This is a genomic window from Alteromonas sp. ABM1_013 (assembly GCF_056160505.1).
Window position 1 is genome coordinate 247,603 of the sequence record NZ_JBSWXH010000003.1, and the last position, 13,059, is coordinate 260,661.

General features: G+C 45.7%; 9 protein-coding genes. 3 read left to right on the plus strand and 6 right to left on the minus strand.

The genetic code is table 11. The annotated features are described in order from the left end of the window. Positions 1–47: 47 nt before the first annotated feature. Both ybaK and ACXAGK_RS09515 read right to left on the minus strand, forming a co-directional pair. On the minus strand, positions 48–518 hold the full coding sequence (gene ybaK, locus ACXAGK_RS09510) for a Cys-tRNA(Pro) deacylase (RefSeq protein WP_474855923.1): 471 nt from the start codon (positions 516–518) through the stop codon (positions 48–50). Beyond that, complete coding sequence (locus ACXAGK_RS09515) at positions 515–2,992, minus strand: penicillin acylase family protein (RefSeq protein ID WP_474855925.1); 2,478 nt, start codon at positions 2,990–2,992, stop codon at positions 515–517. Before ACXAGK_RS09515 ends, ybaK begins: the two co-directional genes overlap by 4 nt. A 98-nt stretch (positions 2,993–3,090) precedes the next feature. Between ACXAGK_RS09515 and nagZ the strand changes: the two genes are divergently transcribed. After that, a complete protein-coding gene (gene nagZ, locus ACXAGK_RS09520) occupies positions 3,091–4,101 on the plus strand; it encodes a beta-N-acetylhexosaminidase (RefSeq protein WP_474856395.1) in 1,011 nt (336 codons plus the stop codon). Positions 4,102–4,235: 134 nt separating this feature from the next. On the opposite strand, the gene ACXAGK_RS09525 is transcribed toward nagZ, so the two are convergent. From ACXAGK_RS09525 to ACXAGK_RS09540, 4 genes are all read right to left on the minus strand, one after another. Beyond that, a complete protein-coding gene (locus tag ACXAGK_RS09525; protein WP_474855927.1) occupies positions 4,236–4,751 on the minus strand; it encodes a cob(I)yrinic acid a,c-diamide adenosyltransferase in 516 nt (171 codons plus the stop codon). Positions 4,752–4,953: 202 nt separating this feature from the next. Then, the gene (locus ACXAGK_RS09530) at positions 4,954–6,663 is read right to left on the minus strand and encodes a CsiV family protein (RefSeq protein ID WP_474855929.1); all 1,710 of its coding nucleotides are present in this window, start codon (positions 6,661–6,663) and stop codon (positions 4,954–4,956) included. A 1-nt stretch (position 6,664) separates the two neighbouring features. Beyond that, positions 6,665–10,162: a transcription-repair coupling factor gene (gene mfd / locus ACXAGK_RS09535; protein ID WP_474855931.1), complete on the minus strand. Its 3,498-nt coding sequence runs from the start codon at positions 10,160–10,162 to the stop codon at positions 6,665–6,667. A gap of 58 nt (positions 10,163–10,220) precedes the next feature. Then, positions 10,221–10,823 (minus strand): PilZ domain-containing protein, encoded by a 603-nt coding sequence (locus ACXAGK_RS09540; protein ID WP_474855933.1) that lies wholly within the window; start codon positions 10,821–10,823, stop codon positions 10,221–10,223. Positions 10,824–11,013: 190 nt separating this feature from the next. Between ACXAGK_RS09540 and ACXAGK_RS09545 the strand changes: the two genes are divergently transcribed. Both ACXAGK_RS09545 and ACXAGK_RS09550 read left to right on the plus strand, forming a co-directional pair. Beyond that, on the plus strand, positions 11,014–12,405 hold the full coding sequence (locus tag ACXAGK_RS09545; protein WP_474855935.1) for an FtsX-like permease family protein: 1,392 nt from the start codon (positions 11,014–11,016) through the stop codon (positions 12,403–12,405). A 77-nt stretch (positions 12,406–12,482) separates the two neighbouring features. Next, a complete protein-coding gene (locus ACXAGK_RS09550; RefSeq protein WP_118489551.1) occupies positions 12,483–13,046 on the plus strand; it encodes a phosphoribosyltransferase in 564 nt (187 codons plus the stop codon). The last annotated feature ends 13 nt before the right edge of the window (positions 13,047–13,059 follow it).

Sequence of the window (13,059 nt, forward strand, 5' to 3'; positions counted from 1 at the left end):
TGTAAGTTTTTGCTAACGTATCTAACGATATATTGGATTGTGCTAAGTTAATTTACCGAAATATCTGCAAATTTAGCGCTTGTCAGCAAAGCTAAATCGGCAGAGGAAAGCGCCACTTCTAACCCTCGCTTTCCCGCGCTTACGTGAATAGTTTGCAGATTTTCAGCGCTTTTATGAATAACGCTTGCTAAGCGCTTTTTTTGCCCTAAAGGACTTACCCCACCTAACACATAGCCTGTGGCAACCATTACCGCGTTTGCCTGCGCCATTTCTACCTTTTTCACACCTAATGCTTTCGCCATTTTCTTTTCGCTTAGCTTGGTGTTTACCGGTACTACAGCAACAGCCAGTTTGTTGGTGTCTGTACTCACCACTAAGGTTTTAAATACGGTATCGGCGTCTAGGTTTAGCTTTTCGACCGCTTCTAGCCCATAGGATGCTGCATTTGCATCATGGTCATACTTTAATACCTTATGGGCTATACGCTTTTTTGTAAGTAGTGTGATTGCAGGTGTCATTCAGCCTCTTTTTTATAGAATGTCCGACTATGGATAGGTTTGCCGGGAAGCAGGGGCGTTGCCGCGTGAGTAGCATAGTCGTTAAAACCTGCTGTAAAAAAATCTGACAGCGGGTGACCGCTCTGCGCACCAGGTAAGGTTAAAATGGCATCTTCTAAATGGCCAGGGCTCACAAAGAATCGCTCAGAAGCACCAAAGCTAGGCGCTTGAACCGCAGGCATGTAGGTATCGCCAAAGCCTTCCACTTGTTGCATATTTAACATGCTTCCTACTAATGGAATTTGACTAGCGAAAGGGTGCTCTACAGATAAAGCGTTGACCTTACCCCAGGCTAAGGTTTCCATGTTAGCCTCTACCGGCGAATATTTATCTAATAGTTTGTGTTTAGCACGTCTGTACGCATCTACTAATAATTCGTCAAAACTTTCAGTATCGGCAGGCAGCCAAGAATCAGGCTGGCTATGAATAAGCTGCCAAGTGGCTGGTTCAATGCCTCTAAGCAACGTGCGGCTGTTTACCCCTTGTTGGTCTAAGTGTGAAAGCATGCCACCAAAAAGCGTTTGTATTACCTCGCGCCTAAAGTGCTTAACCAAGGTATAGCCCACTGAATCTTCACATGCGCATTCTTTCCAGGTGTTTAGATAAGCAAGGTCTGGTTTGAACTCAATGTCTTGCATATTTAACAAGCCGTACAAAAGATGCTGCCATGGAATTAAGAAGCGAGCGTGATTATCCAGCTGAATAGCGTAAAAGTCGGTTTCACTGAAGGTGTCTTTTTCGAAAAGTCTGTCTCTTATTTGTTGCCCGCGGGCACCTAGGGCATAACCACCGTCGCCCCATACTTTGAAGTCGTCAGCTGATATTACTCTGGCATTGGCTGTCCATATTCTTCCCATTTCAGGGTTTAATAACATTGGAAGTTGTGTAGCGCGCTTTGGTTCTATTGCATCTTGCTGTTTTATAGCGGTGAACGACGCCGTTTGCCTGTTCATAACCGCGCCACCAGGTAGCCACGCGGCATTACCAGTTTCATCTACAACTACTAGGTTCTGTGTTGGAATGGCAATACGCTTGCCTATAGTAATCGCTTTTTGAACGTCCTTTGCTGCGCCGAAATTTATGATACCCAAATTAGCCGCAAATGGATGGTGCGCAACCCAGTTCAGCGCGTAACGTTTGCTGTTAAGTTCTTTTACAGGGCCGTATTTGCTTAGTTCAAATGTGAATTCATGTTCGCCATCGGGTAGGGGGATACGCTCTGTTACGGTATCGGTGGGCGTTGTTTCCTCTAATTCTATCCAGTCCACATTATCTAGATTTGCGTTAGTGAAACCCCACGCAATATGACCGTTGGTACCCACTACAATTCCAGGTATGCCTGGTAAAGAAACGCCAGTTACCTGAACCTTGTTACCCGATTCTTGGTAGTTAAGTTGGGCGCGATACCAGATGATAGGGACGCGCAAGCCTAAGTGCATGTCGTTAGCTAAAAGGCCTGCACCCGTTGCTGTGTGACTTCCTGTAACAGCCCAGTTATTACTGCCAATGTCAGGAAGCTCAGTGCCGTTATATTGGGCACGAGCAATGGCTGTGTCTTTGTTGATAGTTTTATTTGGTGTAGGTTCAGATGTGCCATATTTATTGGGTAAAAATTCGATAGATGCAGAATCTTCACTTTGATTATCGCTTATGGGCTCAACGGTTTTGTTGTCTGAGCCCTGTTCAGCGGGCTCGTCAATACTACTAGCTGGTGCAGTGGTATCTGTACGAAGGGTAGCAGGGTAGTCTGGAATTTCAGCCTCAAGTAACGGGATTTCGCTGGCGTCTAACGCTGCTTGATAGTTACTTGGCTGGGTAATAAAGCTATATATATCATTTCCGAAAGTTGAAAGAAGTGCCTCTCTCGCTAAATCTAGTTCTACTTGGGTACCTTGTAAGTCTAAATACATACTGTAAATAACTAGAATACTGTCGGTGGGTTGCCATTGCTTTATTTCAACGCCTGCGGCCAGGTATTCAAACGGCGGTAAGGTGTATTCATCTAGTGCGTCATTAACACCGTGAGCATAGCGTACTAACAATTCCTGTTGTGTTGAAGGCAGGTTCTTGAATACGGCTTTTGCTCGTTTTTCGAATTGGTGAAAGCGTGCGTTCTTATCAATGTCTAGGGCTACATCGCCCACCCATTGCGACAAACTTCCTGAAGCGGCGCGACGCTGTAAGTCCATTTGAAAGAACCGGTCTTGTGCGTGAGCAAAACCTAAAGCGTAGGCAGCATCGAAAATGTCGTCGGCGTTAACAACGGCATGACCTAAGCTGTCGCGGCTTAACTCTGTGGGGGCGTTTACGTGATAGGTGGCACTATTGCCATCAAGTGCGGGTAAGCTTAGCCGAAGCGATATATAAAGCCCCAAGGCCGCTATTAAAAGCAATGTTAAAACACTTAAAACCAACCACTTGAACCAATTTATCACGTGTAAAACTCCCTATTTTTCTCTATCCTAACCACAGAACTAGCAAAATTGAAGTGATGTTTTATGACACATACAAAGGCGGTGCTGTGGGACCATTAATGTTGGATTGTCAGGCTGAAGAACTTGCGCCTGAAGAAAAGGAAAAGTTAGCCCATCCTGTTGTGGGTGGCGTAATTTTATTTAGTCGTAATTATCATGACAAACGCCAGCTTTCTGCGCTTGTTCAGGATATAAGACGCTATGCCAAACGCCCTGTACTGATAGTGGTTGATCACGAAGGGGGCCGAGTTCAGCGCTTCCGCGAGGGCTTTACCGCTATACCTGCAATGGGCAGTATTTTAAAGCAGTCGGAACATCAGGATGAAAGTGCAGCGTATGCTAAGGCGTGTGGGCTAGTATTGGCACATGAACTTAAAACCTTAGATATTGATTTTAGTTTTGCGCCTGTGCTTGATATTAACGGTGTATCGCAAGTTATTGGCGATAGAGCATTTGCTGATAATGCGAATGAGGTGATACGTCTTGCTACCCACCTTATACAAGGGCTAAAAACCGTCAATATGCCCGCTATTGGAAAGCATTTTCCTGGGCACGGCAGTGTTGCCCCCGACTCACATATCGCATTACCGGTAGATGAGCGTGATTTCGATGAGATAAGAAGCACTGATATGGTGGTGTTTGAACGCTTAGTTGAGCGGGCTATGCTTGATGGCGTTATGCCTGCCCATGTTATTTATAACCAGGTGTGCGACAAGCCAGCTGGGTTTTCACCAAAATGGCTGCAAGATGTGCTTAAGCGTGACTTGGGCTTTAGTGGCGCTGTATTTTCTGATGATTTGTCTATGCATGGAGCAAGTGTTGCCGGTAGCTATGTGGAGCGCGCTGAAGCTGCGCTAGATGCTGGCTGCGATATGGTACTTGCCTGTAACAACCCCGAAGGGGCCGAGAGTATTCTGGATGGAATAGAAGCACGCTTTTCTAACTTAAGTGAGGGCGATTTGCAGAAGCAAGAGCGGGTTATGGCATTATACGGGCGGGTTATGCCGGCAGGGCTTAATGATAAGTACGACAGTGCCGTTAAGCTAGTGAAGCAATTAAGCGAACGGTAGGTTTTTTAACTTCTACCGTTTTGCTCACCAGTTATTCTTGCTGGTTTTCTCAATGTGATTTTGCGTGCTCTTTCAATGGTTTTGTCGACGACTATTCCCTTAGGTTAGTCGTTGGCAAATTAAGACTTGGCTCTTTATACCGCGGTTTCTTCTACCCCGGCTTCTACATTCATAAAGCGCGCAAAGGTGAAAAGGAAATCACTCAAGCGGTTCAAGTACGCGTGCACCACTTCGGGTACGTCGTAGTGTTTGGCAAGGCTGATGACAGCGCGTTCAGCACGGCGACATACGGCTCGGCATACATGAGCTTGTGCAGCAGCTTTACAGCCACCGGGCAGTACGAACGAAGTATTGGGCGGCATTTTATTAGTAATGGTGTCTATCAGGCTTTCTAAGCTTTCAACGTCGGCTTGCTTCAATGTAGAGCTTGCAGAGATGGCAAAGCCAGCTTGGAACAGGTTGCGCTGAATATCGTGCAGCATGGGCTTATGTTCGTTAGCAACATAAGCGGCTAGCAAACCAATGTGGCTATTGAGTTCGTCCATGTCGCCATAGCTTTGTACTACCAAATCATCTTTATCGACACGTACGGCTTTATCAGCATAAATCTGCGTACTGCCTTTATCGCCAGTGCGAGTGTAAATTTTCATAAAAACCTTATTTTCTTAATTCATTTCTTGTACTGCATTTACACGCTAAGTCATTAGATGCTGCAAACTAGCAACTAGCAACTAGCAACTAGCAACTAGCGATCAGAAACCAGCGGTTAGCAACTAGCAACCAGCGATCAGAAACCAGCGGTTAGCAACCGCAAAGCTGGACGCGCTAATGCTGTAGCTGGCGCGAAAAACGCTACTCGCTAACGTTAGGGCGGTTGTAACGGCGAACCTGAACTACAAACCCGAATAAAGGATGATCGAAGTAGTGCAGCTGAGTACTGATCACTCGGCGCTGCTCGGCTAACGGAACCGATACCAACTTGTATTCGGTTGGGGTTGCTTGATCGGCTGATGCGGCGTTACTTTCTTCACTGCTAAAATAGCTTAGCGGCACTGGCTGGCGATAAAACATTTCACCATCTACATGAAGATACGGCACGCGGTTGATGTATTTAAGGAATACTTTTATTGTGCCGTCGATCTCCCAAATTGGGGTTCTTAACGCTGCGTCTGATCCGTTATCTTCGTCTTGCTGCACAATCATAGCGGTATCTAGCGCTTTAAACGCTTCATAATTGATGGCTTCGGGGTTCGATAGTCGACGATTTAAGTCAGCGAAAATATCAGGCACGCCAGCTAAGTCCGCGTCGCTGAGTGCCGAGGTGTAAGTGCTATTCATATCTTCGCTTGTACTTACGGAGCTATATGGGGTGTGCTTGTTTGGTGAATTTGAGGTGTTATTAGCGCTTAAACCTGCGGTTGCACCATATCCAAATTCCGACTTGCCATTTTGCGATTGTGTTATAGATGCGGTGGGTTGTACTTGCTCTCGCATGTCGCCGTTCAAGTCGAACTGCTGTGCATAGTTTTGACCACCGTAAAGGCGCACATCAAAAGCCTTATTTTTGCCAAACATAACGGGTTGACGCCATGTAGCATGAAATAAGCGTTCTAACTGTCGGTTCGAGCGAATTTGGCGAGAGATAGATGCTAGCGCTTGTTGGTTACTGGTAAGTAAGTGAGCTTTTGAGGCCACTGGCCAGTCGTGCCCTTCAACAACAATGGGTAAACTTGCAGGGGCAGGGAGCCTGTTGTCTGGCTTGTTTACCTTCCATACTATGGCCGGTCGCATTGCTGATTTAAGCGCACTGGCTTTCGATGCGTAATCATCTTGCATCGCACTAGCGGTTACTTCGCCCTCGGCGGATGCATTTAGATTCAGTACGGTAGTAACTTCTGCACTAAGCCAAGGTTTAGACTCTTCGCAGTATTTAAAAGTAGGTACGGTAATAGGCGCGGTGTGTTTTACCCCAAAAAACCATGTCCAGTAGCTAGCAATTGTTGCTGCATCTGGTGCGTTACCTGCGGTCTCGGCATTTAAATAATCTGAGTTGCTGGTATACCCAGTTGATGAATAAACTGCGTTATTTTGGCTTTTGTTAAACGCCGTTTCCTCTTGATTATTTACATCTGAAATACGAGACGAGACGTCTGTCGCTAAGCTTGAAGCATCACCATAGGCGCCCTTGTTCTTAACGCTATTTTGTATGCTAGATGGTGTAGATATTGATAAAAAATCCACATCTTTTGAAGGAATATCAAAAAGGGTTTCGTTAGGCCATTTTATTGTAGAGTCTGCACCGCAAACGGCTAAGCCTTGCTTTAAATAGCTAATATCGGGTGCAATTACATCGCTGATGATGTCTGCCTGAGCGCGAGGGGCGTTTAAGTTGTCGGCTAGCGAAAACTGTTCTTCTAACTCAGTCAGTGCCACATTGCGCTTAAACGCAATCACTTCCACATCGAACCACCAGTTATCGTTGGCATAAGCTGTGGTCGAAATTGTAGTTAAAAATACGGCGCTAATTGATGCGACTAACGGGCACCAGCGAGATAACTTCATGTTATCGCGACTCCTTTGCAAAATCGGCAATAATATCGCTAATAAATGCGATGCGTTCTTTAGCTGTTTCGGTCTTTTTCACCAAACGCAGTTTTTGGCTACCTTCAAATTTGAAAGTATTAGGTTTAGTTTGTACCAAGCTGATAATAAAGCCCGGGTCGACCTTAGTGTTTTCTTTAAACTCTATGGTACCGCCTTGCGCCGACAAGTCTACTTTTAGAATGCCTAACTCTTGGGCTTTTAGTTTAATTTCAGCGACTTCTATCAAGTTCTTAGCTGGTTCTGGTAAAAGACCGAAACGGTCAATGCACTCTACCTGGAACTCGTCAATATCGTCTTGGTTAGTACAGCTTGCTAGGCGCTTATATAGCGATAGGCGGGTGTTAACGTCGGCAATATAATCTTCAGGTAATAGAGCAGGAATACGCAGTTCTACCTCAGTGTGCCCTGATGTCGCATCGTCTAGTGATGGCTCACGACCATCTTTAAGGGCATTAACCGCTTTGTCGAGCATATCCATATAAAGGCTAAATCCAATACTGGCGATTTGCCCTGATTGGTCGTCACCTAAAAGCTCACCTGCACCACGAATTTCCAAATCGTGGGTAGCAAGGGCGAAACCAGCACCTAAATCTTCAAGTTGAGATATGGCTTCTAAGCGCTTCACTGCATCCTTGGTCATGCGCTTTGGATGCGGTGTTAACAGGTAAGCGTAGGCTTGGTGGTGTGAACGACCCACGCGGCCACGAAGTTGGTGAAGCTGTGCTAATCCTAAATGGTCGGCCCTGTCCATAATAATGGTGTTTGCGCTTGGTACGTCGATACCGGTTTCAATGATAGTGGTACAGACAAGCACGTTGTAGCGCTGGTGGTAGAAGTCGCTCATTACGCCTTCTAGTTCGCGCTCGCGCATTTGACCGTGCCCCATTGCAATGCGTGCTTCAGGAACAATTTCGGCTATTTCTTCCACGGTTCGAGCAATGCTCTCCACTTCATTGTGAAGGAAATAAACCTGACCACCACGTAAAATTTCACGCATGATGGCTTCACGGATAACGGCTTTATTACGCTGCTGCACAAAGGTTTTAATTGATAAACGACGGGCAGGGGCTGTAGCGATAATAGATAAGTCGCGCATGCCAGATAACGCCATGTTCAGCGTACGAGGAATAGGCGTAGCGGTAAGGGTTAGTATATCTACATCTGCACGTAAAGATTTCAGCTTCTCTTTTTGACGCACACCAAAGCGGTGTTCTTCGTCGATGATCACAAGGCCTAAGTCTTTGTACTTAATATCGCTAGATAGCAACTTATGCGTGCCTACCACGATATCGACTTTACCTTCGCCAATACGCTCCACCACAGACTTTTGCGCTTTACCGCTGACAAAGCGGCTCATTACTTCAATTTCAAACGGCCAGGCGGCGAAGCGGTCTTTGAAGTTCTCGTAATGTTGCTGAGCCAGTAGGGTAGTAGGCACTAATATAGCTACCTGTTTACCTGCATTTGCGGCAAGGAATGCCGCGCGCATGGCAACTTCGGTTTTACCGAAACCTACGTCGCCACATACTAGGCGGTCCATGGCAGACGGGCTTCCCATATCGTGCATAACGGCAGCGATGGCTTGTGCTTGGTCTGGCGTTTCTTCAAAGGGGAAGCTGTCTGAGAAGGCTTGGTAATCGTCCCAGTTTATATTGTAAGCAAAACCGGGTTTAGCAGCGCGGCGGGCGTATACATCTAAAAGCTCAGCGGCTACATCACGTACTTTTTCAGCGGCTTTTTGTTTGGCTTTCGTCCAAGCGTCAGAACCTAAAGCGCTGACTGGTGCGCTGTCTGCGTCCCCGCCCGTGTAGCGAGAAATTAAGTGAAGTGATGCAACAGGCACATAAAGCTTAGACTGCTTGGCGTACTCAATACACAAATATTCGGTGGCAACGCCGCCCGCATCTAGCGTTTGTAAGCCTAGGTAACGGCCTACGCCGTGGTCTAAGTGCACTACAGGTTGGCCAATAGAAAGCTCAGCCAAATTGCGAATAATGGCACTTTCGTCTGTGGCTGTGCGCTTATCACGTAAACGGCGCTGACTTACTTTTTGGCCTAATAGCTCCGTTTCTGTGATAAATAACAGCTCGCCTTCCTGGGTTTGCCAGCGAAAGCTATTATCAACCATACCCACGGTAATACCAATACTGTCGTGGCTTGCGATGAAGTCGCTAAAGCTATCAACAATTGTTGGTTTTATGCCAGCTTTGGCTAGTACGGTTAGCAAGCCCTCTCGGCGACCTTGGGTTTCGGCACAAAACAGTACTTTAGCCCCGTTGTCAGTAGCCTGATTTACGGTTTTAATTAAACGCTCAGCAGGTACTTTTTTCTGCGAGTTAATCGCAATGTCATCCAGTTTTTCGCACTGAAGGTTGGTAGAACCTTGTTTTTCTTCAAGTACCTTGCTGGAAAGCGACGCACGAGGCCATTGCTTAATAGCACCGAATAGCTCGTTAATAGATAAAAATAGTTCATCTGGTGCAAGTAACGGGCGAGCTAAGTTATAGCGATACTGCTCGTAACGTTCTTGCACGTCGGCCCAGAAGAACTCGCTGGCGTCTTGCACATCGCCGTGAAGCAACAGCAGGCTTTTCGGGTGAAGGTAGTCAAAGAGCGTGGCGGTTTTTTCAAAGAAAAGGGGGAGGTAATACTCCACACCGCTTGGCATAGTTCCTTTACTGACTTGCGAAAATACGCTTTCAGAGGCGTTGTTGGCGTCGAATTTTTCTAAAAACTGCTGGCGAAAAAGGGTTATCGCTTCTTTATCTGTTGGGAATTCGCGAGCCGGTAATAAACGAATTTTGTTTACCGCTTCGCCAGAGCGTTGGGTTTCGGTATCGAAATAGCGAATAGAGTCGATTTCATCGTCGAATAAGTCTATTCGAAACGGCTGGTCGCTACCCATTGGGAATAGGTCGATAATGCTGCCGCGTACCGAGAATTCGCTATGGCTCATCACTTGGCTAACGTGAAGATAGCCAGCTTGTTCTAAGTTGCGTCTGAATTGGTCTCTGTCTAAGGTGTCGCCTTTATTTAGCATCAGTAGGTACTTTGCTAGATAGTCGGTAGGCGCAAGGCGCTGCATTAGTGTGTTAACAGGAACAATAAAAACGCCTTCCACTTGCTGTGTAAAGCGGAAAAGGGTTTCTAATCTTTGCGAAACAATGTCTTGGTGAGGCGAAAAGGAATCGTATGGCAGCGTTTCCCAGTCTGGAAACAGGGTAATGGGCGTATTTTTTTGATTATCGCTTAAGAAAAATGCTATTTCTTTTTCAAGCTTCATTGCCGATGGTGTATCGGCGGTAATCAATACAATAGGGCCTTTGTATTGGTTTAGCGTTTGGCTAATGCAAAGCGCGGCGCTGCTGCCTTGAAGCTGGCCCCATTGTTTGTGATCTTGTGATGAGGCTTCTTTTTTAGGCGCAGGTAATGGAAGCGATAATAAAGTGGCTGTCATGACGTCCTGTTTTTTAAATGCAAGATGAGTTTTACGGCTTATATACAGTTGTTAGGGGCTATTCAGATCCCGCTTTTTTTTCTTTCGCCCGTTTTCTTAGTTGCTGTGTTTGAATATGCAAACTGGCGCGAACTAAAAGCTCCTGGTCTTGCTCTCGAATGGTATTAAAAATAAAGGCGATATGGTAACTATCTTCAACTTGCTCGCAAGTAATTACTTCACCAAAACAAAAAATTGCTGCGGCTTCGGCGTCAAGAAAAAGCTTTAGTTCTGCTCTAGTACCTACGTCCAGCGCGTCAGACGATTCGATAATTACACCACCACCACCGAGCTTTACGGTTTTGAAGCGGTATTCGGGCTCATCTTGTTGATGCAATACAAAGGACATCATCAGGTCAATTTTTCGCGACTGATGATTTAAATATTCGGCCAAGGTTTCAGCGTGATCACCTAAGTTTCTTAAAGGGCGAATTGCCTGCGCTTCTAACGCGGCCATTTCGCTGGCAATGCGAAATGCATAGGGCATCGAGTCTTCAAGGTTGTCCTCATCAGGTACTTTTTCATTGTCACCTAACGGGCGCACATTGGCATTTATGCTGTGCGCAATAGAAAAATACTCATCGAATTGGGCTTTTTTTTGTTCTAGGCTAAGTTCGCTCACATCATTCCTCTGCCACTATTTCTTGTGCCGCTAGTAACTTATAAGTAGTATACCGACCACGTAGTATACCCACTTTACTATTTTGGGGTTAACCCGTCATCTCGCCTTTGGGCTACTTATCTGAATTATTTATTCACTAAGCATAGCTAAATGTGAGGCAGATTACCGTATTACTGAAAAGCAAGGCGCTATGTTTTATCCTCTTTCTGCATTCATTGCTTATCGTTATGCCAAGTCTAACAAAGCAAGCCAAACCAGTTTTGTCTCATTTATAAACCGATTTTCAGTGGCCGGCATCGCGCTAGGCTTGATGGCGCTTATTATCGTAGTATCCGTAATGAACGGCCTGGAAGGCCAGCTAAAACAGCGCATACTAGGCATAGTCCCCCACATTGAAATTACAAAGACTGAAATTACAAAGACACCCATCGCAAGCAACAGCCTTAGCAAGACACCCACTCAAAAAGAAGTTACAGAGACATCCATTGCAAGCAACAGTCTTAGCAAGACACCCACGTTAAAGATGCAAAAAAGTCTTAGCGAGACACCCACCCAAAAAGTTACTTCCCCTAATCCTTTAACGTTAGATGAAATTAGCATGACACCCATTGAAGGCGTTGTTGCCAATATGGACTACAGGGAGGCAGAAGCCGTAGTGCAGTCGCGCTCAGACTTGCGCGGCGTGCAGGTTCACGGTGTTCAGCCAGATGTGATGCTTGAGCACACCTTAGTCGCAAACCATATGGAGCAAGGCCGATTCAGTGACCTTACTAAAGGTAGCTTCGCCGCTATCATTGGGCGTTCGCTGGCTATAAAGCTTGAAGCGCGTGTGGGTGACAGATTGCGAGTTATGGTTGCAGGGGCCAGTGTTTATACTCCGTTTGGAAGAATGCCAAGTCAGAGGCTTGTGACTGTAGTGGGTGTCTTCGATATGGGCTCGCAAATGGATGACAAGGTGATGTATATGAACCTTGATGATGTGAATCGCTTAATGAGAGACCCCAAAGGCAGTAAACAATCATTGCGTCTCTTTCTGAATGATGCGTTCAACTACCAAGCGGTGGTTAATGAGTTAACAGATAGGGTGGGTGTCTCTGCAAATAATATTAGAACGTGGCGGGAGCGCCAGGGGCCGCTGTTTGATGCTGTAAAAATGGAAAAGAACATGATGACACTCATGTTGCTACTTATTATCGCTGTAGCTGCATTTAACATAGTGTCTGCATTGGTAATGGTAGTAACCGAAAAGCAGGGCGATATTGCGGTACTTCAAACTCAAGGCATGTTGCCCAGTACGGTAATGTGGATTTTTGTATTGAATGGCTTATTTAATGGTATAAAAGGCGCAGGTATCGGGCTTATCTTGGGTGTCTTTATAACCCTTCAGTTAAATAATATTTTAGATGCGATAGGTTCACCGTTGGCGCTAGCGGCTGACGGAAGAGGGCTGCCTATTGAAATGGACGTAGTGCAGATTATCAGCATTACTTTGCTGTCGTTATTGTTGTGCGTTTTAGCCAGCGTTTATCCTGCACGCAAAGCGATGAAAATTGCACCGTCTCAGGCCCTTCAAAATGAATAAATAGTTGAATTTACCGTGCAAAAGACCGTGAAATTCACTATACTCGCGGTCTTTTAAAATTTGCTCAGTGAGACGTCATGAACAAGAATTTTATCACCTCGCAATCGCTTCTACAGGATTCCTTTCGCTTAGCGGCAAAGGTGTATGAAGACGGCTTCCGCCCTGACTTTATTATCGGTATTTGGCGTGGTGGTGCTCCAATTGGTATCGCAGTTCAAGAATTCTTTGAATTTAAAGATACGTCAACCGACCACATCGCGGTACGTACTTCGTCTTACTATGGAATCAATAAACAGTCGAAAGAAATCCGTGTACACGGGTTACACTACTTGGTTGAAAATGCGAATGCTGATGACAAGTTATTGATTGTTGATGATGTTTTTGACTCAGGCCGAAGTGTTGACGCGCTTATCAAGCAAATTAACAAGCTTATGCGCTTGAACATGCCAAAAGATATTCGCATTGCGTGCCCTTGGTATAAGCCTCAGAATAACACTACTGATATTGTGCCTGATTACTACGTAAACGAAAGTGATGAATGGCTAGTGTTTCCTCACGAAATCGCAGGCTTGTCAGAAGAAGAGATCCGCGAAGGAAAAGGCGAGTTGGCTGACGTTATGGACATCTTATTCCAAAAGTAACAGCCATATAGCT